The organism is Flammeovirga kamogawensis (assembly GCF_018736065.1).
Classification (GTDB): Bacteria; Bacteroidota; Bacteroidia; order Cytophagales; family Flammeovirgaceae; genus Flammeovirga; species Flammeovirga kamogawensis.
Genome location: NZ_CP076128.1, coordinates 2,113,080 through 2,136,967 on the forward strand (window position 1 = coordinate 2,113,080; position 23,888 = coordinate 2,136,967).

Annotated in this window: 20 protein-coding genes and 2 pseudogenes; 4 read left to right on the forward strand and 18 right to left on the reverse strand. The window is 30.9% G+C overall.

The window, feature by feature from the left end; all coding sequences use genetic code 11:
* The first annotated feature begins 63 nt into the window (after positions 1–63).
* Entirely contained in the window at positions 64–3,312 is a 3,249-nt protein-coding gene (locus KM029_RS08355) for a WG repeat-containing protein (protein ID WP_144072852.1), read from the forward strand.
* Positions 3,313–3,396: 84 nt separating this feature from the next.
* Here KM029_RS08355 and KM029_RS08360 read toward each other — a convergent pair whose 3' ends face one another.
* Together KM029_RS08360 and KM029_RS08365 are read right to left on the reverse strand one after the other, a co-directional pair.
* Positions 3,397–3,639: a hypothetical protein gene (locus tag KM029_RS08360; RefSeq protein ID WP_144072853.1), complete on the reverse strand. Its 243-nt coding sequence runs from the start codon at positions 3,637–3,639 to the stop codon at positions 3,397–3,399.
* Positions 3,640–3,851: 212 nt separating this feature from the next.
* Positions 3,852–4,097: a hypothetical protein gene (locus tag KM029_RS08365; RefSeq protein WP_144072854.1), complete on the reverse strand. Its 246-nt coding sequence runs from the start codon at positions 4,095–4,097 to the stop codon at positions 3,852–3,854.
* A 281-nt stretch (positions 4,098–4,378) separates the two neighbouring features.
* Here KM029_RS08365 and typA point away from each other — a divergent pair, with 281 nt between their 5' ends.
* A complete protein-coding gene (gene typA, locus KM029_RS08370) occupies positions 4,379–6,148 on the forward strand; it encodes a translational GTPase TypA (RefSeq protein WP_144072855.1) in 1,770 nt (589 codons plus the stop codon).
* Between the two features lie 86 nt (positions 6,149–6,234).
* On the forward strand, positions 6,235–6,780 hold the full coding sequence (locus KM029_RS08375; RefSeq protein ID WP_144072856.1) for a phosphatase PAP2 family protein: 546 nt from the start codon (positions 6,235–6,237) through the stop codon (positions 6,778–6,780).
* 160 nt (positions 6,781–6,940) lie between these two features.
* Here KM029_RS08375 and KM029_RS08380 read toward each other — a convergent pair whose 3' ends face one another.
* The 3 genes from KM029_RS08380 to KM029_RS08390 all read right to left on the reverse strand — a co-directional run bounded on the left by KM029_RS08380 (position 6,941) and on the right by KM029_RS08390 (position 8,675).
* Positions 6,941–7,090, reverse strand: a complete 150-nt coding sequence (locus KM029_RS08380; protein WP_158631001.1) for a hypothetical protein — start codon at positions 7,088–7,090, stop codon at positions 6,941–6,943.
* A 108-nt stretch (positions 7,091–7,198) separates the two neighbouring features.
* Entirely contained in the window at positions 7,199–7,534 is a 336-nt protein-coding gene (locus KM029_RS08385; protein WP_144072857.1) for a hypothetical protein, read from the reverse strand.
* A gap of 16 nt (positions 7,535–7,550) precedes the next feature.
* Positions 7,551–8,675: a hypothetical protein gene (locus tag KM029_RS08390; protein ID WP_144072858.1), complete on the reverse strand. Its 1,125-nt coding sequence runs from the start codon at positions 8,673–8,675 to the stop codon at positions 7,551–7,553.
* 416 nt (positions 8,676–9,091) lie between these two features.
* Here KM029_RS08390 and KM029_RS08395 point away from each other — a divergent pair, with 416 nt between their 5' ends.
* A complete protein-coding gene (locus tag KM029_RS08395; protein WP_144072859.1) occupies positions 9,092–10,552 on the forward strand; it encodes a M48 family metalloprotease in 1,461 nt (486 codons plus the stop codon).
* Here the strand turns inward: KM029_RS08395 and KM029_RS08400 are convergent, their stop codons facing one another.
* The 13 genes and pseudogenes from KM029_RS08400 to rplU form a co-directional block, all read right to left on the reverse strand.
* Entirely contained in the window at positions 10,553–11,422 is an 870-nt protein-coding gene (locus KM029_RS08400) for a hypothetical protein (RefSeq protein ID WP_144072860.1), read from the reverse strand.
* A gap of 1 nt (position 11,423) precedes the next feature.
* Entirely contained in the window at positions 11,424–11,999 is a 576-nt protein-coding gene (locus KM029_RS08405; RefSeq protein ID WP_144072861.1) for an RNA polymerase sigma factor, read from the reverse strand.
* A 159-nt stretch (positions 12,000–12,158) separates the two neighbouring features.
* Positions 12,159–13,664: a TonB-dependent receptor gene (locus tag KM029_RS08410; protein ID WP_144072862.1), complete on the reverse strand. Its 1,506-nt coding sequence runs from the start codon at positions 13,662–13,664 to the stop codon at positions 12,159–12,161.
* A gap of 312 nt (positions 13,665–13,976) precedes the next feature.
* On the reverse strand, positions 13,977–16,073 hold the full coding sequence (locus tag KM029_RS08415; protein WP_144072863.1) for a vWA domain-containing protein: 2,097 nt from the start codon (positions 16,071–16,073) through the stop codon (positions 13,977–13,979).
* A 174-nt stretch (positions 16,074–16,247) separates the two neighbouring features.
* Positions 16,248–17,018: a hypothetical protein gene (locus tag KM029_RS08420; RefSeq protein WP_144072864.1), complete on the reverse strand. Its 771-nt coding sequence runs from the start codon at positions 17,016–17,018 to the stop codon at positions 16,248–16,250.
* A gap of 7 nt (positions 17,019–17,025) precedes the next feature.
* Entirely contained in the window at positions 17,026–17,223 is a 198-nt protein-coding gene (locus KM029_RS08425; RefSeq protein WP_144072865.1) for a hypothetical protein, read from the reverse strand.
* Positions 17,223–17,429 carry a hypothetical protein gene (locus tag KM029_RS08430; protein WP_144072866.1) on the reverse strand — a complete coding sequence of 69 codons (207 nt, stop codon included), beginning with the start codon at positions 17,427–17,429 and terminating at the stop codon, positions 17,223–17,225. Before KM029_RS08430 ends, KM029_RS08425 begins: the two co-directional genes overlap by 1 nt.
* A gap of 14 nt (positions 17,430–17,443) precedes the next feature.
* A complete protein-coding gene (gene lptC / locus KM029_RS08435; protein WP_144072867.1) occupies positions 17,444–17,989 on the reverse strand; it encodes an LPS export ABC transporter periplasmic protein LptC in 546 nt (181 codons plus the stop codon).
* A 95-nt stretch (positions 17,990–18,084) separates the two neighbouring features.
* Positions 18,085–20,490, reverse strand: a complete 2,406-nt coding sequence (locus KM029_RS08440; RefSeq protein WP_144072868.1) for a hypothetical protein — start codon at positions 20,488–20,490, stop codon at positions 18,085–18,087.
* 447 nt (positions 20,491–20,937) lie between these two features.
* A pseudogene (dnaA, locus tag KM029_RS08445) lies at positions 20,938–22,149 on the reverse strand (chromosomal replication initiator protein DnaA); the annotation flags it as partial.
* 612 nt (positions 22,150–22,761) lie between these two features.
* Positions 22,762–22,950 (reverse strand): annotated as a pseudogene (locus KM029_RS26895) (DnaA N-terminal domain-containing protein); the annotation flags it as partial.
* Positions 22,951–23,198: 248 nt separating this feature from the next.
* The gene (gene rpmA / locus KM029_RS08455; RefSeq protein WP_126611157.1) at positions 23,199–23,459 is read right to left on the reverse strand and encodes a 50S ribosomal protein L27; all 261 of its coding nucleotides are present in this window, start codon (positions 23,457–23,459) and stop codon (positions 23,199–23,201) included.
* 38 nt (positions 23,460–23,497) lie between these two features.
* The gene (gene rplU / locus KM029_RS08460) at positions 23,498–23,809 is read right to left on the reverse strand and encodes a 50S ribosomal protein L21 (RefSeq protein WP_126611155.1); all 312 of its coding nucleotides are present in this window, start codon (positions 23,807–23,809) and stop codon (positions 23,498–23,500) included.
* Positions 23,810–23,888 lie beyond the last annotated feature (79 nt).

Sequence of the window (23,888 nt, forward strand, 5' to 3'; positions counted from 1 at the left end):
TAATCTTAAATACCTTTTTATCCAATAAGGTATAACTGTGTACATCGAAATTATTTGAGTTTTATGTCAAAAAAATTCTTAACTATCTTATTTTATATATTTCCACTTTTCAGTTTTTCTCAAACAATTTATCCCGTCTGTAAAGATGGAAAATGGGGAGGAACCTCTGGAAAAGAAATTATTATACCGGTAGTGTATCAGTTTATTACTCCTCTTGCTAATGGTAGTTATTTTAGAGTAGGTCAAGAAAATAAAATTGGAATTGTTGATACTACAGGAAAACCAATTTTACCAATTGAATACGATAGAGTTGAATTTATAAAAGATGATATTTTTGTAGGATGGAGTACTACAGATTGTTTTTTAATTGATAATAAAAATACTCATTTAAGTAAATCTTATTCCAGCTTAGCTCCTTTTAAACACTCAATAAAAAGTTATTCTAATGGATATATAGGAATAATTGATTTCAAGGGAAAAGAAATCATACCTCCAAAATTTGATGATATTGTTTCAACAGAGACTTCTATTTTTATTACATCAAAAAATAAACTTAAAGGATTCTTAAATAATGATTTTGAAGAACAGGTTGTTCCTGATTATCAAAAAATTGATATTATTGCCCCTAATCTTATCCTTGCAACTATTAAAGATAGTCCGGCATTAGATTATATTGTAATTGATTCTATTGGAACAATTACTTCTAAAAAAACATTTAATTCTTTAAAAGATTTCAAAAGGTTTCAAACTCAGAATATACTAAATCACCAATGTTTAGACGTAAAGAATGGAAACTTTAAAACACCTCAATGGGTAAATGTTTTAAATAATTATTACCTAGTTGCACCTACAGGAAAAGTCCTCTTAAATGGTTTATCCTTCTTCTACATTAAAGAAAACAATTCTAAAAATATTGTTATTGGCAGAAGAGAAGAAAAAAATGGTGCACTCAATTATTATTTAATCGATCAAAAAAAAGGTACTATACTCTTCAAGGATCATTTTAAAGACATTGTTTTAGAAGATTTTTCACATAGTAATTGGGCAAGAATAAGTATTGACACATTATGGGATAATTTAATCAATATTAATGGAGCTATAAAAAGACAAATTACTGATGAAGCCAACTCTTATTCTATAGAAACTATTGGTAATTTTTATGACAATGTAGCTTATTTTAAAAGTAAAGATGGATTCTATGGATTTATTGATGAAAATGCTGAAATAGTTACAAAACCTATCTATGCTTTAGCTTCTGATTTTAATAATGGGTATGCAATAGTTAAAAAGTTTGACAAGTTTGGCCTTATTTATACTGATGGAACTATTCAAATACCAATTGAATACGATGGTATTGGTTATAATAAAGGTGGATGGCTTAAAATTAAAAAAGGAGAAGGAAGTATTGGGAAATGGGGTATTATTGATATTACTGGTAAAGATATTATACCAACTATTTATGATGAAATTCAAATTGATGCAACAGGTGCTAACATAAAATCAAAGGGGAAATGGGGACGTTACAGTAAAACAAATAAATGGAACTTTACTCCTAAATTAAATGTGAATATCTTAGAACCATTTGAAAATGGAATTGCCAAGATCAAACGAAAACCAATCATCGATCCAATTGATCGAAAAACAATAACTGGTTATAAATATGTAGGGTATATAAAAGAGAATGGAACGGTTCTTATCCCTCCTGTCTATACAAGTATTATTGGTTTTGAAAGAGCTTGGAAAGAAAAAGAAGGATTGGCTCTAATAGAAAAAAGAAATAGCTCAGGCTTTGTAAACTATAATGGAGAAATTGCTTTACAACCTGAATATATACAAAGTAGTGGTTTTCCAGAAGTATGGACTATTCATAAAGGAATAGCTAAAGCAAGAACTATTGAAGGAAAGCAAATTTTTATTGATTATAACGGCAAAGAAGTTATTCAACCAGAATTTGATTTTATTGCAGATAACTTTCAAGAAGTTTGGATGGACAGTTCTGGCGTTGCTATTGCACAACTAGATAACAAAAAAGGACTAATAGATTATGAAGGTAAAAGAGTATGCCCATTAATTTATGATCAAATATTTGCAATGAATGACAAACAATTTGTAGCAAAAAAAGATAATAAATGGGGTTTAATTAATTATAAAGGAGATACTCTCATTACCTTTAAATATGATAACTCAGCACCTATCCATCAATCTCAGTATATCAAATTTATAAAAGATTCAACTCTTGAATATACAATTACTCAGAATGGAAAATGGGAATTAAGTAAAGGCGAATCCATTACAACTCATCCTAACAAGATGGAAAAAATGAATACATCCAAATTGACAAACTATAAATTCCATTTTATCGGAAACGATTATGCTATAGTCTCGAAAAAAGGTGGTTCAAAACTTCAAGGTGTAATTAATGAAAAGGGGAAAGTAATAGTAAAACTTAATTTCAAAAAAATAAAACCATTTGAAAACGGTTTAGCAGTAGCTCAAAAAAATGGAAAAACAGCAAAAGACCGTAAATATGGTTTTATTAATAAAAATGGAAAATGGGTTATTGCTCCAACTTATAATATAGCTAAAAGTTTTAATGATGGAATTGCTGCTGTATGTATCAAAAGTAAATGGGGATATATAAATCAAAAAGGTGAATTAATTATCCCGATTCAATACAATAGTGCTTCAAGCTTTAAAGGTAAATATGCTACTGTAAATACATCATCTATTATTAATAATAAAGGAGAAGTTTTAGGTAAACTTTCTGATGGAGAAGAATTATTTTTGAGTGATGCAGCTGGATGTATAATTAAAGGTATTGGGTATATGCAACATACATCACACTCTGGAGTTGCACTTTACTCTAAAAAGTTTGATGAAGTTACTCCTTTTAATACTGCCGGAATTGCTTTTGTAAAAACAGGAGAAGTATGGGAACTAACAAGAAAAATAAATGACACTTCTATCAAAAAGAGATTTTCAAGACTTCAGATGGAAATTTATTTGAAAAAATACGGTCCTCACAGAAAAGTAGTCTCACTCACTGGAGATGTAGCCAAAGACTTAGAATTTGAAAAAGTAAATAATGGAACTTGGAGAATGATTGGGAAAGATGGACAACCTCTTAATTCAATAAGCTTCAAAAAAGTAAATTACAATCAAGAAGTATTCAATGTTACAACCTCAACATTAGAACATATAATTGATAAAAAGAATCAAATAGTAAACGATAGTTACTTTCTTGGTACACTAAAAGCTACAAATAATAAAGTGATTTTGTTTGCTCCAGGAAATACACTATTAGCTCATTAAAGCAAAAAAAATATTTTGAATATAATAAAATGGGCAAGCCAATAATTAATTGGTTTGCCCATTTCTTTATTAATAACTATTTCATTAATGATTTTCTAAAAGTGAAAATGCAGTACTAACACCTTTAGACGTTAACTCTGCATGTGTTTTATTAAATTCTTTATGTACTCCATCTAAAAGGCCATCATTTTCCATTAAAGATGCCAATACTTCAATTTCGTCTCTGGTTGTACAAAGTCCTAAATTTTTGGCTACTTCTTCAAGGCATTCCCCTGAATGTAGACAGATACCCATTAAGAGTTTTGATTGTTTGATTTCAATTGACATAATAAAATTAAGTTTATCAGTTGTTATTTGTTGGTCTTTGAGTTTTGTATACGTAATAGTATATATATCAGGTTTTTAATATTAGATTACTTTAAGTATTTAATAATATTATTAATTATTTTTAACTGTTATCAAAAAAAACTCCCCAATGTAATAATTTACAAAGGGGAGTTTTTTTGATTATTAATTTATCTAGAGTTATTACTTAAAAATTAAGCTACTCCTTCTATTAATAAGCGAGCTTCTTCATTTCCTCTTGGAGATAAATAAGCAATTGTTTCTTTTGTTGTTCTCTGAACTTTCTCAACCAAGCCTTCCATTTCAAATTTTGAAACTAAAGCATTTAATTCTTGGCTATTAATGTTAATTCCTAAGTTTCTAGCAATTGCTTGCATAGACTCACCTGTGTTAAGGCACATTCCCATAAGGAATTTCGAAAATTTCACTTCGTTTGACATATACTTGGATATAAGGTTATTAATTATATAGTTAATGGTCAGATAATTAAATCATGGTTTAAAGTGAGATAATTATCGTTTGTTTTGTGTTATTAATTCAATAACATAAATATCTATCCTCGAAACCGGTTTCGCAAAAAAAACGTGTTAATTATTTGTAAACATATAAGAGTATGAATTACAATTAATTACATTTTTCAACAATAGTTACTAATAAGAGGGGTATAAAGTTATAATAGTATAATAGTTCTGTTATCTTTGCACGTTCATAAAAATTTATCATGAGTAGTATCCGTAATATCGCTATCATCGCTCACGTCGATCATGGCAAAACAACACTAGTAGATAAAATGCTACACGCGGCAGAATTGTTCCGCGACAATCAAGAAGCAGGAGAGTTGATTCTTGACAACAACGACCTTGAGCGTGAAAGAGGAATTACAATTCTTTCTAAGAACGTTTCTATTAACTACAAGGGAGTTAAAATCAACATCATCGATACTCCTGGTCACGCCGATTTCGGTGGTGAAGTTGAGCGTGTATTGAAAATGGCTGATAGTGTATTTCTTTTAGTAGATGCATTTGAAGGTCCTATGCCTCAAACACGTTTTGTTCTAGGTAAAGCATTATCGCTAGGTTTGAAGCCAATTGTGGTTATCAACAAAGTTGATAAGCCGAACTGTCGTCCTGACGAAGTACACGATCAAGTTTTTGATTTATTCTTCAACTTGGATGCTACTGAAGAGCAATTGGAATTCCCAACTTTCTACGGTTCATCTAAAATGGGTTGGATGAGTGACGACTGGAAAAACCAAACTGACTCTATCGTTCCTTTATTGGATGGTATTGTTGATTTAGTTCCTGAAGCACCATCTCCAGAAGGTGATCCTCAATTACAGATTACTTCTTTAGATTTCTCAAGCTTCGTTGGTCGTATTGCGATCGGACGTTTAGTAAGAGGTACGCTACAAGAAGGTACTTTCGTTGGTCTTGCAAAAGCTGACGGTTCTGTAAAGAAAGTACGTATCAAAGAGCTTCAAACTTTTGAAGGTCTTGGACGTAAGAAAGTAAAAGAAGTTAAAGCTGGTGATTTGTGTGCAATTGTTGGTATCGACGATTTCGAAATCGGTGATACAGTAACAACTGTTGAAAACCCAGATCCACTTCCTCGTATGGCTATCGAAGAGCCTACAATGAGTATGTTGTTTATGATTAACAACTCACCATTCTTTGGTAAAGAAGGTAAGTTTGTTACTTCTAGACACTTACGTGACCGTTTATACAAAGAAACTGAAAAGAACTTAGCGCTACGTGTAGAAGCAACTGATTCTGAAGACAGATTTATTGTATATGGTCGTGGTATTCTTCACTTGGCTGTATTGATTGAAACTATGCGTCGCGAAGGCTACGAATTACAAGTAGGTCAACCTCAAGTACTTTACAAAGAAATTGATGGAGTGAAAAACGAACCAATCGAATCATTGGTTATTGACGTTCCTGAAGCTGTTTCTGGTAAAGCAATTGAATTAGCTACGCAGAGAAAAGGTGAATTATTAATCATGGAGCCTAAAGGCGATATGCAACACCTTGAATTCCAAATTCCTTCTCGTGGTATTATTGGTTTAAGAAATAATATCTTAACTGCAACTGCAGGTGAAGCTATTATGACTCACCGTTTTAAAGAGTATGCTCCTTACAAAGGTGATATTGCTACTAAAAACAATGGTGCAATCATTTCTGACCAAACAGGTACTCCAACTGCTTACTCTCTTGATAAACTTCAAGACAGAGGTACTTTCTTTGTTGATCCTAATGAGGAAATCTACGAAGGTCAAGTTGTTGGTGAATTCAACCGTCCAATGGATTTAAGAGTAAATATTGTTAGAGGTAAGAAATTGACAAACATGCGTGCGTCAGGTTCTGATGATAACTCTAAAATTGCTCCTAAACGTTTATTCTCTTTAGAAGAATGTATGGAATATATCCGTGAGGATGAATTAGTTGAGGTAACTCCTGAAAACATCCGTATGCGTAAAATCAAGTTGAAGTAATTTCAACCTGATAAAAATATTAAACTACTTGGGTGAAAACTCAAGTAGTTTTTTTATATCTAATTTTATTTAAATACTAAAACCTAATGGAAGAGATTATTATTAATTGGGCACAAAGTCATAGTTCAATTCAATTTGATGAATTTCTTAACTTCATTACTCATCAAACATTTAACATTTGCTTTATTATCTTAATCTGTTTTGCTGTAAGATTATATTTTCATCAAAACCCTCAAAATAAAATCAATTTTCTAAGGCTGATATTAGTTTTTGGTACTTCTGCTGTAATTGGATTATTAATAAAACATTCCTTTTTTAGATTAAGACCATGTTATGCATTAACATCAGTACTCCAAAAAACTGATGGAGCTACTTCCTCTTTTCCTTCAGGACACACCACATTATCTTTTGCCATTTTCTTTTCTTGCGTATATGCAAAGGAGAAATTAGCAACTATACTACCTTTATTCCTATTTGCAAGTCTTGTTGGCTATTCAAGGATTGCTTTAGGTGTCCATTATCCAACAGATATTCTTGCAGGTATTACACTTAGTTTTGTAGTTACAATTCTTATTAATTCACTTCTACCCTCTTTATTAAAAAATAAACTAGTCTATAAACTCATCTATTGATGAATAAATCGAATTATTTCTTATACATTAAACTTTGATTTTTATCCAGATTACCATAATCAAACGAATTATTTGAGTTGGTAATTGTAGAGATTAAAAATAAAAAAGAGATTAATATAAAACCCATTGTAATCATTTGCTTTTTCATAATTCTATTTTATTAAAAGTTAGATAATTCATCTTCAATCATTACTACTACACAAAAACCAAAAAATGTAAATAATGAAAGATCTATTAAGCTTTCTATAATTTTATGATCTGTATTTCTACTTAATACCTTATTTACGCTCTTTTTAAAAATTGTTTTCATTTTATGCTCTCTTTGATTCAATAAGTAATATCAAATTCAAAGAAATGTCACCACAGAACAAAAAAATAAGGTTACTATAAAATAACCTTATCATTTAAAATATATAAATCAGCGTATTTTTTTAATCAATTTGCTTTCTTTATAAAACTGATGAATAAATAGATAAATTAAAATTGATAACTGTAAACTTATCATTAATCCATTTTTCAAAATTAAATGAGGGTCAGCTATTATTAATACTACAGAGTAAAAAATTACTACTCCGATAGACAATACAAGTGCTAAATTTTCTTTTTTTATCGATACAATAGCAAAAATAAAGTAAGAGATACTTAGCATTGCAGCACTTATAATCTCTTTGTTTGTAGCTTTATTCTGGATTAATAATAAATTTACTATTCCCAACCCTATAAAAACCAACTTTGAAAGTTTCTTTTTTCTCATTTTCAATTTGAATTATTTATCTAATTAATGCTTTTGTATTTGTTACATTATTACCATCATAAATTGATATAAAATATAATCCAGATGGGACTTCTTGCATCTCATGTAGAGCAATATTTGCATATTGATCACTTACTATTTCACTTAATTCTAATACAATTTGTCCTTGTTGATTTGCTACAACCACATCAACTTTATCACCTACTTTTAAGCCATTTACTCTAACCTCAACCTCTTGTCCTGTCATTAAATAATTAGGAAGAAGTTTTGCTTCTAGATGATCTTTTTTTTCTACTAAAACAGATAACTGCGATAATTCTTCTTCTAAACCTGCAACATCCATTTTTGATAACCTGTAATGATAAGTCTCATTCTTTAATTCACTATCTACATAAGAATATTCTTGTTCATCAACTCCTAAAGATATTACTTGAGCAACATCTTCCCATTCTAATCCATTTATAGAACGTTCAATTATATATACAACAGCCTCTTCTTCCTCTTTAACTCCCCATATTAACAAGGCCTGATTACCTTCTACAGTTGCTTCAAAATAAGACATACCGTATGGTTCTTGAACGCCTAATTCTAACATTACTATAGTTAATATTTGCTCTTCTTTTATCTGACTACCCTCTAATGGCAATTGCTCAAAAGGTAAGGTAGACACTCCATTAATATTTACTGAATTTTCTCCTTTTAAATAAATAGAAGATGATTCTACCATAAATGCACTCCCCTTACCAATTATATCACCTGAAACAGCTAAAAAAGCATTCTGTTCTAAGTCAATTAATACATCACTACCATTTACAATTAAATTACCTTTTACTAATACTAAAGTATTTTCATCTATTAAAAAGATCACATTTTCGTCCAAAATTAGATCACCTTCAATAACAACATAGCCTTCTCCTTCTTGAGTATTGCCTGTAAATTCCACATCAACAGTTTCAGTTCCATTTTGTTGGATTTTTACATCACCAAAACTCCTTTTTGCATTACCATAATATCCTTCTCCATTAATAATAGTAGAATGCATTATTAAACTATCAATAGCTTCTTCTGATTGTGCATTGGAGGAAACAGCAATTAGTGAAAAGAAAATAGAAATGATAGAAATTATATAGATTTGTTTCATTTTAATAGGTATTGAATTTTAATAATACATTTTAGAAAAAGAGTGCATCTAAATACTAGTACTTCCCCATAGTTTTAAACAACTTCTCTCTAGTTCAATTATTAATATCGTTTCACTACTTTTTGTCACTAAAAGCAACACATCTATTAACTTTTATTGAGATAAATATGAATATTTATTTTTCGTAATGTATTTTTGTAATCACATAACAAGTGAACGACGATTATTTAAACCTGTTTATAATTCCTATGCTTACAAAGCTTTTCTATACTATATTCCTATTTGTCCTTTTTCTTAGTTCTCAGAGTTATGGTCAATATTTAGAAGATGATAATTATAAGTATCAGAACACACTAAAAGTCTTAAGCCAAATTTGTAAAGTGAAAGGTGATAATCGAATATTACCTCTCCTAAAAATGTCAACCCAAAAAGATAATGTTGCAAAATATTACCCTGGAGATAACCAGCATGTTATCTATTTAGATGAAACTGTTTATGACTTATGTAGTACTATTGGATCAGATTCATTGGATGCTCTAGCCTGTATAATTGGACATGAATTAGGACATTATTATGAAGAACATTTGAAAAGTTTTGGTTTTAATGCGAAAGAAATAAAAGATGTTCCTTCTAAAAAGAAAGTAGATATTGAGAAAAAAGCAGATAAATTTGGGCTTTTTTATGGTGCTGTTGCTGGTTATAATACACCTTTAAACTTTCCTATAATTCTTAGATTAATATATAAAGAGTACAATAGGACTGAAACTATAAAGGGATACCCTAGCCTTGAAGAAAGAGAGAGTATAATTAATGATGCCATTAAAGAAACCGACGAACTAATTAATGTTTATAGAACTGCACAGAATTTATACGCCATAAATCATTTTGAATCTGCATATAATTGCATGAATTACTTAATGAATTACTACCCTAGTAAATTAATACATAACAACCTCGGAATATGCCAGTTAAGTCTCTATTTAGATAAAATTACTGATGCATCTATTTACCCATATATTTACCCATTTGAGTTTGATGTACGCATTAAAAGAATTGAAGAAGTCAATAAATTAACTTCTAGATCGCAAGATTTCACTATGATTGATGAAGCTATAACACATTTTAAACAAGCCATTCTTATTGACCCATACTATGAAGTTGCTTATATTAATCTTGCTTGCGCTTATTCAATAAGAGGTAATCAAGATGCTGCAAGTGGTACTATAAATGAATTAGAACAATTCCTTAATAACGAAGGAAAACAGCTTACAGAAAATGCTTATTTAATAAGAGGTATAAGTAAAGCCTTAAATGGAAATACGACTGTTGCTGCTGAAAACTTTGAAAATATTAGTGATAATTCTGATATTAATATTCTAAATAAAAGAATTCTTGAGGCAGAAATTAACCATGAATCTACTTACTTCGATGATTTTAAAAGATGGGTGAATTCCTATTTCGATGAAGAAATAGAAAGTAACCTTACTGAAATCTCTATCAATAAAGATCTTGAGGTAATAAAAAACCAGCTTCCTATAAATTTATCCTTAACAAATGAGTTTAAAGAAATTGATCTAGGAAACTGGTCAACGTTGTATTACTTAGAAAGTAAAGACTTTGTTCAAATTATATATCAAGGACATTCCGAAGAAGTCAAAATGATTATTGCTTTTGACAACTACAAAAATTCTACTGAAAAAGGAATTAAGGTTAACTCAACTTTCGCTGAAGTTACAGATGCAAATCATTATGGTTACCCTTCATTTAGATGGAATAATTCGCCTCAAGCAATCATTACTTATCAGCACGGAAACATTGGGTTTATTCTTGAAAACGACCATGTAGTAAATTGGTTTACATGGTATGTTGGCAGGTAATTACTTCAATGGTTGAGGTGTTTCAGTATAATCGATAAGATAATCTCTATCATTAAAATAAAGTAAAAAAGAGGGTGTCGACACGGGGTCAAACGAAAGTTTAGCTTTAGGAAAATCCTTACTATCCTTACCCACAAAAAGCTGTAATTTTTTACCTTGTAAATTATAATATCCTTTTTTAGACTCATCCTGAACAATCTCAATTGTAATATTGGGATCATTATCTCCTGCAAAACCTAAACTTTCAGTATCGCTTTTCACTTCGATAGAATAACTATTTATTACTACAGGAGAAGATGTTGAAACATCATTTTTAAAGAACACTACGGTTGCTAAAATAAAAATACAAACAGAAGCAGCTACAGCAATTATTTTCGGATTAAATACTCTAAAACTTACTTCTTTTACCTCTTCTTTTTCTTGAGGCTTTTCTACTTTAAAAGTAGTTTGAACAGGAACAGCTTCTTTAGTAGACCCTTCGTGTTTATTTTCAAATTGAGTTAATTGTTCTTTTAATGCCTCTCTTCGAACTTTAGCTACAATTTGTTCTTGTGCTTTTACTTCAAATTTGAAATCTTCATCTTCTTTCAGCTTATTTTCTACGTAAGCAGACAATTCCGGTGTTAAATCATTCGATAGATAAGCATCTATTAAATTTGTCTTGTTTGGATAATTGGACTCTTCAAAAGCCTTAAGCTTTTTTACAAATTCATTTCTCTTTACAATTTCAATAAGATGTATTTGAGCAAGAACTTCTTTCTCAAACGTCTCATCATCCTTTCGACGATTGTCAAAAGCTTCTTTCTCTTCTACAGATAAAGTACCTTCCAAATAGGCATCTATATAAGTAGTCAACTCGTTGTTTTCCATATTATAACCCTTTAGATTTGAGCACTACTACAGCTTCTTTTCTTGCCTTCTCCATACATTTATTTAATTGAGAAGTAGCAGATCTTGCATTCATAAAACCTAATTGTTCTGCAATTTCATTCATAGACAATTTGATTTTAGAATATTTTGAGTTGATTAATTCTTGACATTTTTCACCAAGATTTCCCAAAATTGATGTCAAATCATCATACAATTCGTATTGTTCCTCATCAAAGCTTACACTATCATCAATTAGTGTGTTATCGTGCTCTAACGTATCATTCTTACCTTTTGTATTTCTAATCTGAACTCTCCACTGATTATAGGCAAGGGTATATAAATAATTTCTTAAGTTGGAATCCTCTCTCACTTTCCCTCTTAGAATATTGTTATGTAAATCAATAATTACATTCTGAAAAATCTCTTTCCCAGCTTCTTCATCACCTCCATTCTTTTTGATTAAATTGACAATCATTGCTTGAAAATTGACATATAAATATGACCAAGCCGTTTCTTTATTATCTTTTAAATCATCTAATAATGATTGTAATGAAGTATTGTATTCTTGATGCACCATGTTAAACAGAAAAATGATTAATAATATACTTCAATAATACAAAATATACTTAAAATACCCTACCTAAAACTGTATAGTATCTATTAATATCATGAAACAAAAAATGTCACCTTCCTTTTAAAAGAAAGATGACATTTACTTATTTATTTACATCTAGATTTAGTCTTCAGAATTAATAATTCTTCGTTGTCTATTTCTAGTTGATTCTTTTCTTGATTGTTCAATTTCCCTTTTCTTTTCAACAGAACAAGGGTAATCAAATAAGCAGTATTGTTTAATTTGCTCTACAACTACTTGAGGAACCATATTTTCCCAATCTGCATCTCCTTTTTTGATTAACTCAAGAACGTTATCCGAAATAATATTTAAGTTTTTAGGATCACAATCTTTCAAATCCTCAATTTTATTATTATCAACCATAGATTGGAATAATGCTTTCTGAGAATCTGCTAGATTAATACTATCACTAGTTAGTAACTCATTAGGATTTAATGATTCTCTATCTAATGAAGGGTAAACGTAAAGTTTAATATTTCTTCCGAATAAGAAACCAAAAGCTTCTAAAATACCTCCTTTAAGATGCTGATAATAATCTGGATTAAAGATATATTCTAAGTTATATCTACCAACAGCTACTCCTATTTTCTTACCTCTAGTAAATCTAGAAAGGTAATTAGTTAAGCGGTAATATTCTTGATACTTCGATATCATAACTGTGTACCCTAAAGAACACAACATATCTACACGATCTAAGAAATCTGTTTCATCTTTCTTTCTATCTTCAGAAATTCTAAGGTTTTCTAAAGTAAGCTCAGAAACTGTTACTATATTATTTTCATCTACATCTGGATCATTCTTAAAGTGTTCATAAGAACGCTCCATCATATCGATATTTACTTTCGTAATTGGTCTAAATCTACCTCTTAATACAAGAATATTCTTTTTGTATAAGAAATCTTGAGGTAAAGCAACTTGGCCATCAGGTCCAAACATCGTTGTTTTTGCTAAACCGTTCTTAACCAATAATAAACTTAATAATCGGTTATCCACATCCAAGAAATCAGGTCCACTTACACGAACAAAATTGACAATAATTTTATGGATACTCAAACCGTCCATTAATGAGCTTAAAAACTCATCTACATTATTAGTTTGATAAAAACATGCATGAATAAGATTAACACCTAAAATACCAATTGTCTCTTGTTGTAAAAGAGGATCATTATCTTTTAATTCTACATGTAGAACACATTCATTTGGAATAGAATTAGGGCGAGTTTGAAAACGAAGTCCTAACCAACCATGTCCTTGATTTGTTCTATTAAAATTTAATTGTTCAATTGTATCTGCAAACGCAAAAAAGCACGTTTCATCTTTTCTTTTAGGTAAACGCTCTCCAAGAAGTCCGAACTCCTTTTTAAGCATCCTTTCTACCCTACTTTGACAAACGTACCTTCCTCCAGGCTCAGGCCCATAAATAGCATCTGAAAAAGACATATCGTAAGCCGATATTGTTTTTGCTATTGTTCCTGATGCTGCACCCGCCTTAAAAAAATTTGCAGCAACCTCTTGGCCTGCTCCAATTTCGGCTAAAGACCCATATATTGTTGGGTCTAAATTAATCTTAAGTGCTTTTTCTTTGGTTGTCAACGTGTTGAACCCCATGATAAATTAAAGAAATTCTTTTATAATGTGTTTAAAATATATGTCTATAAGTTTACAACTACCTGTTACGCAAAATTGATATACTTTTAAATTATAGCTACTAATTTTTACATGTATATAAGATGAATTTAGATAGTGTAATGTGGTTTCAAGTTTCCTTGAAAAAGTTTTTATGTACTCTGCAAATGTAGATGTTTACTTTATAATTTCTACAGTTTTATTAGATTACTCTTATTAATAATGTACAATTCACACTAATTAATAAAATATGTACATAAATTGTAAACTATTTAGTATTACAACTGCTTCTATTTAGAAACCTCCATGTAGTTTTCGGATAATCCATTCAGAAAAAAGTAATATAAACATCAAGCCCAAAATCCACATATTTGAACCTAATTCTTTATATTTTTCTTCAGCATGAATTCTCTGACTTGCTTTATTTGTGGCCAATAAATCAGATAAGCCACTCAGCTCGTCTGCATTATAATACATCCCTCCAGACTTATCAGCAACCCCACGTAGTAAAGAGAAATTTGCAGTTGGGTTAAGAGCTTCTAATGCCATTTCTTTAACAGCAAAACTTCCAGTAGAATACTCTTTCTTTCCATCAATCTCTGTTGATGCTACAAAAGAATAAACCCCTTCAGCCAAGTCAGATAAATGATATTTAAAATATGGTGCAGAATTTAAGTACGTAAAGGATGTCGTTTCTCCTTTTTCATTTTTAACTACTAAATCTATGGTATGCCCATAAATTGATTCATAAATATCATTATAAACTTCAGTTTCTATCACTACATCTTCAATATCAGAATATTCTGAATTTGTTGTATTTACTCTAAACCTACGTTTATCTGTTTTTGTTGACAAGTATTGAACAACTTTACTTATTAATTCATCAGTTGCTTGCTCATCAGATTGTAAAAAACTTTCTTGTAAACGCCACTTCCATAAACCAGTTCCTACTAGTACTGCAGATTTCACACCTCCAGTTTCACCTAAAATAAGTAAAGGTTTAGAAGTTTTCACTGCTCCTATTTGTTGATATATTAATGCTGTTCCTGATTTCAGTTTATATTCACCAAAAGGAACCTCGATAGGCGACATTTTTTCTATCAGTTGTTTTTTATCTGATGGAAAAGTAAAGAAAGAAAACTTATCATCGAAAGCTGCTGTAACTTTATCTTTCTGACCTCTATATCCTTCAATGCTTAATAAAGAATTCATTTTATTAAATGCATTGATATCCGTTCTGTCTCCTACTATATACCAAAAAGGTATCTGCTTTTTAGCCAAATCCTTAAGTAAAAGAGCTGCTTTACGTTTTACGTTAGGGTATTCATGTAAAATCACTAAATCATACTTAGAGTTTTTATCATATCCCTTACCATTTTTAAGTTTAATTCCTGGAATATATACGTGTAATTCGTAGTTTTTATTACTTTCTATACCTGCTCGTATTGCTTTAATATCTGGGTGAGGTGCATTTGCTACTAAAAGAATTTTTTCTTTCCCTTCAATCACCTCAATATAAATTGATTTCGTGTTGTTTTCTGTAGAGAATTCCCCATCTAATGCCTTTGCACTTACTGTAAATTTTTGATACCCCTTTTTCTTGGCATCAACAGTAAACTTAACTTGCTCAAATCCTTTTTCGCTATTTATTTTATATCGCTTTTTAGCAATCTTTCTTCCTCTAGAAGACAAAGTAACTTCTACCTCTTTCCCCATAAACCCCTCATTTACTATTTCTGCTATTACAGGAAATTTATTACCTAAATAAGCTATTTTATTAGCATAAACTTCTTTTACTTGTAAATCAATCTGTGGGATTGTGTCTCCAATTCCTACCGTATAAATTGGCACTACAGATGGCACAAATAAAGGCGAAAATCCTTGGTTAAAAATACCATCAGTCACTAATGCTATTCCCGCTAGGTTTTCATGTTCGTTTACTTCTTCTAATTTTTGAATTGATTTACTTATGTTAGTCACCTTATAATCAAATTCTAAAGATGCTAAATCATTTTCTTCAATTTTATCACCTGCAAGGTTATAGAATTTTGTATCGTAACCTTCTTCTTTTATTCTATCTGCCGTATTAACTAATGATTCTAAAAGATTATTTAAATTCTCTTTAGTAACAGTAGCCTTCATCGACTCAGAATTGTCTATCACAAAAGAAATAATAGGTTTTTCAAAATATCTTTCAATACTTTTAAACATAGGGTCTAAGAGTAAAAATACTACTACAGAAAGCACTGAAAATCTCAATAGAATTAGTATCCTATTTATAGATATAGACCAAACCTGTTTCTTTGTATAAAAAAAATAAGTAGCTAAAGCACAACTAAGGATGCCAAAAAACATCCACCACCAAGAGTATTCTATATAAAGTCCGTTCATGGATATATTGAAGTATTTCTAATTAGTTATCACATCATTTATTAAAAATGATAAGAGGCTAAGGTTAAAATAGAAGCATTCACGCTAACTATAGTGTTACATTACTAAAAGTTAAACGCTACAAAGAAGTAAAGCAATTAAATAGGCTATTAATTTTAGTATTATAATAGAAAGTTACAATTCATTGATATCTTTTGATACTTCTAAAACATTTTCTTTCACTTTCTCTAAAAGTAGTTTACCACCTCCTACAAACGACGGGGGCAAATTATACATACCACTTATAGCATATTCCTGCACAATACTATTTGTTGAATTTAATTGATAATAAAATTTCACAACAACTGAATATGCATTTGTTTTACGCATCATTACTCTAGAAAACTCTTTACAAGATCTATAGCTCATTTTATTTGGATAATAAACTACTCCTCCTATTTCTAGCTCTCCGTAATTATCAAGAATTTTTTGTTGGTATTCGTTCTCTACTTCCAATGGGTGGATTATTTCCTCAGAAAAAATAAATGATGGAGCCATTGTCGTTCCCTCAGCTTTATAGCTTTTAGGCTTCACTTCTGTAATAGTATAAGACGGAAATGTTCTCTTTAAAAAAGGAATGCAAAGCAATAATGAGTCGCTAAAAAAAGTAATTGGTTTATCTATAAAATAAACTGAACGGGATAACATTTTGTATTCTCCTATTGCAAAATCTGAAGTAACAAAAGTATCAAAACATGGTTTATCATCAGAAAATTTTGCTGTTGTAGGTGTTATAGGTTTACCATTTTCAGTATATAATGCTCCATATACAAAAATGGACTTATCGTGAGTTTCATCAATTGAAAGAGAAAAATCAATAGTTGTTTTCTCTTTAATAATCACATCTTGCCCCCAACTAACAAATGATGATGCAACTATTATTAGGGATATAAATAGCTTTTTCAATAAAGTATTATTCCATGTTTTTCATGATCAGTAATATCGATCTTGTAATGTAAGTAACTATAAAAGCTACAATCATTCCTTGAAAGAAATAACCTGATTGAGGTTCTTCTTGAATTACATACATGATTCCGAAAAATACAGGTATATAGCCTATCACAAAGAATAGGAAGAATTTTGCCTCGCGTTTGATTGTTTTTAAGCTCATTATTTCTTTTTCTTGGTAGTTGATTTAGAAGAAGCCGCAGCATCTTTTTTTTGCTCTTCCATCTTTTTTACATATTGAATACCTAAAAAGCAAGCTCCAGAAAGCATAAATAGCCAATAACTACTTGGTATTCCATAATAAAAAGATTGGTGTACCCCAATAATGAAAAAGGCAGCACCAAGTGCCACCAATAATGTAATTTTCATATTTTTTACTCTGCTTATTCTACAAAAACAGAACCTTCAATATCTAAAATTTCGTACTCTTCAGGGTTATTTTGATTTGCTCTCATACCCTTACCTGTTACAATTTCATCTTCAGTAGTAATCTTCACTCGATCATCAGTGAAAATATCACCATTTTCTTTATTGAAATGTAGCGTATCTGTTTCTAATTTCTGTCCTTTTTTATAGTCATCAAGCACTACATTACCATAAACAGTATAAAGTGTGCTATCTGCCGTATAAATTGCACTATCTGCAACTAAATGAGATGATTCAGAAAGATCTTCTTCATCAAAAGTAACAATATCAATTCCTTCAGGATAACGCTCGTTACCATTTTTGTAACGCATTTGTACTTTTGCCTTTAATCTATTCTTAGGAATAGCATCTTCTGTATGGACCGTTTCAATATTAAAAGCAGTAAAATCGGGAGTTTCTGTTCCCATTACTATTTCTCTTGCTTCTCTTTTCGTACGTGTCTTAGAACCACATGAAAATAGGGTTACTGATACGATTGCTAAAATTAATATTTTCTTTATCATTGTCTGTCTTTGATTTATGTCTAAACGCTTGACTTTACAAAAATATACATAAGATTTATCTTTACGTGTAGATTAACAGTATTTTAGTTTTTCTACTAGTTTCTTCTATCAATTGTGTGTATTTCTGCTGTTTTTTGGAACGATGTGATTAAAATAAATTTCTGTATATCCGAATTGTAGAACATTGTCACTTCATTTTCATTTCGTATCGGCTTCTCCAAATAAGGCTTTCCATTAATATAAAATAGATACGTTTTACGATTCGAAGGGAAAGTAATTGCTACAATTTCAGCATCAATACCAAAATCAAAATACTGAGCAATTGCTTCTGATTCTTCTTTAAAACGATGATTGAAAAGTACTTTTCCTGCTCTATCACGGATGGTAACTTTACCTTGAATTTGTTCCATAATTACCCAAGATCTACCTTTCGCTTCATCTTTCAATAAATCAAAAGATCTTCCGTAAGCACGATCTCCAAATTTATCTCTTCTTAATACTTCTCCTCTACCATTTACTTCAATAACATCACCAATACTAGTTAAGAATGTTATTGTCGATCTTTCTAATGTCGCGTCTTCAGTTATAAATAATTGAGGAGAAACTTCTTCTTTAAAAAGCATAGGAAATCCATTTACATATTCACCTAACTCTGTAAAAACAATAAGTTTACCTAACTCAGATAAGGTAACTACATAGTTCTTACCATTTGCTTCGAAACTATGAGGTGGTAAAACTAAACGTTCTAAAGTTTTTTGAGGTAACCAATTTCCTTTTAAATTCCCTTTTCTATCTAAGCCATAAATATTTCCTAAAGTATCTGTAGCTAAGATAATACCGTCTGTATCTTGTAATAACTCAGAACTACCTTTTACTCTCCAAGGCAACCAATTTGTAAACTCTACTTGAGAATAAAATGGTAATTGAATAGGATAACCAGATAAATAAACTCCATTTTTATCAATTTGTAATACCTGATTGTTCTGACTAATAAATAGTGAAGGAACAGAATTATTTGTCCATACTAAAACTGGTTTAGCATGAATAATTGAATCAAATTCATGATAATATATAGTATCACCAGTAAAAGAATAGCCTTCTAGAACATTTTCTTTGTCGATTAAGACCATTCCTTTTTCCTCTCCATATAAGTTTTTATAAATTAATGGAGGCATCTGAAGATTATCACCCATAGTTTTAGATAAAATCTTTTGAGATGATTTTGGTTTATCTTCGCGCAATTTCCCACTAAATAAGCCCGCAATTTCAAACCTATCTTTTGATAAAGACCAAACTTGAAAATTAAGGCTTAAAATCAATTGTCTATGCTTTTCTAAATAAGATTTATACGTGTTTGAAAGACTATGAAGAATACCAGCCCAAGAAGATTCTGCATTAAAAACAACACTTGCTTCTGATGGTGTATTCACTAACTTATTAATTAATACTTGGTACCTCTTCTGAGTTGTCCATCTTCGTTTAGCAAGCCAATCGTCGAGCCATTGAGTTAAAGTTGGTAAGTCTCCGCCTGTTATCACAAAATTATTTAACCTTAATAAATAGGTTGCTTGATGTTGTTCTGAAAAGCTTTTACCTCCAATTACTCTCGTTAAATTTGCAATCGGAAATCTATATATTGTAAAACCATGACGGCCTATCAATTTTACTTTTTCAGAATTCTCATATTCATAGTCTTTTCTAAGTTGATTGATTGTTTCATCAAATTGCATTTCATCTTTTAATTGGAAAAAATACAAATGTTCCCATTTCCCACCATCAACATTTGTAATAGTAGTTTGAACAATATCTCCATTTAACTCATTTATAAATGCCTCTGAATTGAAGCCCTTTTCTTTAAAAGTTTGAATTAAATTATCTGTAGTCTCTTTTTCCTCTTGAGAATCGAAATTAATTGCATGATCTACAAATTCTTGAATCTTAGAAGTATTCCAACGTCTATAAAAAGCGATATCGTCTACCATAAATTTATAAACTTCATCTTTACTATTTGATAAAGATGAAAAAACCGCATTTTGGAAAGAATCTTTTGGCAATGAATTATAGTTTTGAATACGAACCTCATTCGGTCTTTCTACAGTACTTTTTACCATCATACCATTAGAAAACTCTTCTAAAGATGGAAATGGATGCTCCGTACCAAGATCTGTCATTCTTTTAAACCAGTGAACTACAGAAGAAGGTCGAATCCAAACATTCACACCATCAGGCAATTGATTACCAGTAGATACTTTTGAGAGTTTTGTGTTTAAATTACCAAAGTAATAATCATCATAAAATTTCTCACCATTGTTTCGAATTGCTTCCTCAATCCATAAAGCATCAGTAGAAGCCACTAAGAAGTTTCTAATTTTTGAAACGCTAAGTAATTGCTTCCCTAGTTTATATTCATGTACATCAACCCCTTTATATTGTCTTGTATACGATTTGTCTTTTAATGCGGTAAGCTGTGAAAATGGATCTAAATAAACCCTTTCATCCATTGGAATATAAATAGACCAAGAGAATGGCTTACTACCTGTAGAGTTTACAGAGATATAAACTTTTCCTTTTACACCAAGAAATTGATTTTGAATTGCAGAATCGGCAATAACTAAAAGACTATCTAAAGTTTTAAATGCGGTAGTTCCACCGTCCAGAACTTTAATAGCAGTAACTAACTCAGAAGAATCTAAAACTGAAATTGTTTGCTTAGGGGTTGTGGTTTCAATTAAAGCAATTGATTCACTTGCTACAACATGCCAAATATCTGTCTCATAAGATTTTTTTCTAGTAAGATCTAAGAAATAAAACCCTATAAAAAAGAATATTAATGCTAAAAATTGCGTAATCGCGAGCTTTTGCTTGATTGATAAATTGATAAGACTCTTTGCGTTTAGTTTGATAAAAAATACTTCTCAGAAGAATCAAACCATAAAGTAAAGTGCTAATTAACCTTTACTTTTTATATTCATTTGGTCTAATAATTCTTCTAGGATTCTATTGTATAACGCATCAGATGCTGTTCTTTTAGTTACAGCTTTTGTAGCATGAACAACAGTACTGTGATCACGTCCACCAAACTGGTTACCAATAGATTTTAGGGGTTCTTTTGTATATTCTTTAGAGAAATACATAGCGATCTGACGGGCCTGTGCAATATCTTTTTTACGTGTTTTAGATTTTAATTCATCTACTGATATACTGAAATATTCAGAAACTATTTGTTGAATAAATTCAATAGTAATTTCTTTTTCAGTATTACGCACGATATTTAATAATGCATTTTTTGCCATATCTAAATCAACTTCTCTTTGCATAAGAGAGGCATTGGCAACAAGAGAAACTAATGTACCTTCTAATTCTCTAATATTAGAATCTATATTATAAGATAAATACTCAACTACATCATCTGGTACATTTACACCTTCCGACATAAGTTTTTGTTTTACAATCGCTACCCTTGTTTCAAAATCAGGTTTTTGAATATCAGCTGTTAATCCCCACTTAAAACGAGATAATAATCTATCTGTTAGTCCCTCTAAACTACGAGGAGGTCTATCAGAAGTCATGATTATCTGCTTTCCATTTTGATGAAGGCGATTAAATATATGGAAGAAGTTTTCTTGAGTTTTCTCCTTTTTTGCTAAAAACTGTATATCATCAACAATTAATACATCTACTTGTAAATAGTAATTTGTAAACTGTTGAACATTATTATTTCTTAGTGCTTCAATAAATTGTGTTGTAAATTGCTCTGAAGAAACATACAACACAAACTTACTAGGGTCTGATCTTTTTACTTCGTTACCCACTGCTTGAGCTAAGTGGGTTTTACCTAAACCTACACCGCCATAAACCACTAATGGGTTAAATGCTGTAGCCCCTGGTTTTCTTGCAATTGCAATACCTGCAGATCTCGCTAATCTATTGCAATCTCCTTCAATAAATGTTTCAAAAACATAAGTTGGATTTAAATACGATTCTCTATAGCTACTTTCTTGAGCATTAGGAACTCTGAAGTGATCTACAAAGTCGTCCGATTTATTCATATTAGGAATAGGACGCTCCTCTGCTCTAGGTTTTTGCTGAGATGAACGGTATTGTGGAGGCTGCTGAGATTGACTCTTGCGATATTGAGGAGGGTTTTGGTAATTATTACTTTGTGTAGCACCAAAACGATCCTGGTTATTTTCTTGTGGAGAAACAGGCCTTTGATTTGGAGGCATCTGGGGCTGCGACGAAGGTTGTTGTTGCTGCTGTTGATTATTCCAATTCTGAGCTTGTTGTTCTCTTTGTTGCTGTTGTTGTTGCCTTTGAAAGAAATCAGGATAAGAGTTATTATTTCTATTCTCCTGATTAAATTGGTTGTTATATCCATCTGCACCAAACTCATTACCTTGGTTATCATTCTGAGAAGGAAAACCTTGATTAGTAGATTGAGGATGTGAAGGTGGTGTATTAGGTGGAACCTGAGGCTTTTGTTGTTCTGGAAACTGAGGTTCTTGGTTTTGTTGTGAAGGCTGTTGCTGCCCCATTCCTCTACCATGATCATTTCCAGTATTTTGTTGAGGATGATTTTGTTGCTGACTCTGAGGGTTAGGAGAAAAATCTCCATTATTACCTAAGTTGCCATATTGATCATACCCTTGATTTTGAGGTTGTTGCTGTTGCCCTCTTTGAACAGTAAAAGGTGCATTTTTAGGTCTTCTAGTCATCATTATAGAATATTCTAGTTTTCCAGTTGGTCCTAATACTGCATCAATTGCTTTTTTAAGTACGTGCACATAATACTCTTCAAGCCATTCGTAGAAAAAAGGGCTTGGTACTGCAATTGTTAAGACATTATTTTCCAGTTTAACGGGTTTTATTGGAACAAACCACGTATGAAAGCTCTGTGCTGAGATTTCACCCTTAATTATATCAAGGCATTCACGCCAAACTGTTGAACAATCTTTAATCATTAATAACAACCAGTATTTTCCGATTTTCTAGAAATGCAAAATATCTTATAAAGATACTCAATTCTTTGCGCTAAAGTAAATAATTGTACAGTAATAGGAGAAGTTAGTAACATTAATTAATGATTTAAATAATATTCGGTTTCTTCTTTAGCTCCTGTACCTTCTTATAAACAAAAGGACAAAAAAAGGCCCAAACCTATTAATAATAGGTTTGAACCTTTTGCAACTTTGTTAGATTAACAAAATTACTATTCAGCAGTTGGAACTACTGAAATGAAAGATCTTCCCAATCTAGATTTCTTGAACTGTACAGTTCCGTCAACTAGTGCGAAAATTGTGTGATCTTTTCCCATACCTACGTTTTGACCAGGGTGGTGCTGAGTACCACGCTGTCTAACTAGGATGTTACCAGCTTTAGCAGCTGATCCTCCGAAAATTTTCACACCAAGTCGTTTACTTTCCGACTCTCTACCGTTTCTTGAGCTACCCGCTCCTTTCTTGTGTGCCATGTTTTTTTATCGTTAGGAATTTCGATTTCTAAAATCAATTAGTTAGAGATACCTTCGATAAGAACCTTTGTGAAGTGTTGTCTATGACCGTTCTTCACTCTGTATCCTTTTCTTCTCTTTTTCTTAAAGACGATAACTTTTTCGCCTTTTACGTGAGCAAGTACCTTACCTGTCACTTTTGCACCTTCTACAGTTGGTGCACCTACTGATACATTGTCAGCGTTATCTACTAGAAGGACTTTTTCAAATTCTACTGCAGCACCCTCTTCAGAGTCTAATTTGTGCGTGTAGATATATTTATTTTCTTCTACTTTGAATTGCTGACCTGCTATTTCTACAATTGCGTACATTGTGTCTTCGATATTTTTTTCCCTCGAAATGCCTGCAAATGTAACCTTATTAATTCACATAGACAAGTATTTAGGTATT

Coding starts and splice junctions, on each gene's coding strand:
- KM029_RS08355 (WP_144072852.1), top strand. CDS start 64: ATGTCAAAAAAATTCTTAACTATCTTATTTTATATATTTCCACTTTTC.
- KM029_RS08360 (WP_144072853.1), bottom strand. CDS start 3,639: ATGTCAATTGAAATCAAACAATCAAAACTCTTAATGGGTATCTGTCTA.
- KM029_RS08365 (WP_144072854.1), bottom strand. CDS start 4,097: ATGTCAAACGAAGTGAAATTTTCGAAATTCCTTATGGGAATGTGCCTT.
- typA (WP_144072855.1), top strand. CDS start 4,379: ATGAGTAGTATCCGTAATATCGCTATCATCGCTCACGTCGATCATGGC.
- KM029_RS08375 (WP_144072856.1), top strand. CDS start 6,235: ATGGAAGAGATTATTATTAATTGGGCACAAAGTCATAGTTCAATTCAA.
- KM029_RS08380 (WP_158631001.1), bottom strand. CDS start 7,090: ATGAAAACAATTTTTAAAAAGAGCGTAAATAAGGTATTAAGTAGAAAT.
- KM029_RS08385 (WP_144072857.1), bottom strand. CDS start 7,534: ATGAGAAAAAAGAAACTTTCAAAGTTGGTTTTTATAGGGTTGGGAATA.
- KM029_RS08390 (WP_144072858.1), bottom strand. CDS start 8,675: ATGAAACAAATCTATATAATTTCTATCATTTCTATTTTCTTTTCACTA.
- KM029_RS08395 (WP_144072859.1), top strand. CDS start 9,092: ATGTCAACCCAAAAAGATAATGTTGCAAAATATTACCCTGGAGATAAC.
- KM029_RS08400 (WP_144072860.1), bottom strand. CDS start 11,422: ATGGAAAACAACGAGTTGACTACTTATATAGATGCCTATTTGGAAGGT.
- KM029_RS08405 (WP_144072861.1), bottom strand. CDS start 11,999: ATGGTGCATCAAGAATACAATACTTCATTACAATCATTATTAGATGAT.
- KM029_RS08410 (WP_144072862.1), bottom strand. CDS start 13,664: ATGGGGTTCAACACGTTGACAACCAAAGAAAAAGCACTTAAGATTAAT.
- KM029_RS08415 (WP_144072863.1), bottom strand. CDS start 16,073: ATGAACGGACTTTATATAGAATACTCTTGGTGGTGGATGTTTTTTGGC.
- KM029_RS08425 (WP_144072865.1), bottom strand. CDS start 17,223: ATGAGCTTAAAAACAATCAAACGCGAGGCAAAATTCTTCCTATTCTTT.
- KM029_RS08430 (WP_144072866.1), bottom strand. CDS start 17,429: ATGAAAATTACATTATTGGTGGCACTTGGTGCTGCCTTTTTCATTATT.
- lptC (WP_144072867.1), bottom strand. CDS start 17,989: ATGATAAAGAAAATATTAATTTTAGCAATCGTATCAGTAACCCTATTT.
- KM029_RS08440 (WP_144072868.1), bottom strand. CDS start 20,490: ATGGATGAAAGGGTTTATTTAGATCCATTTTCACAGCTTACCGCATTA.
- rpmA (WP_126611157.1), bottom strand. CDS start 23,459: ATGGCACACAAGAAAGGAGCGGGTAGCTCAAGAAACGGTAGAGAGTCG.
- rplU (WP_126611155.1), bottom strand. CDS start 23,809: ATGTACGCAATTGTAGAAATAGCAGGTCAGCAATTCAAAGTAGAAGAA.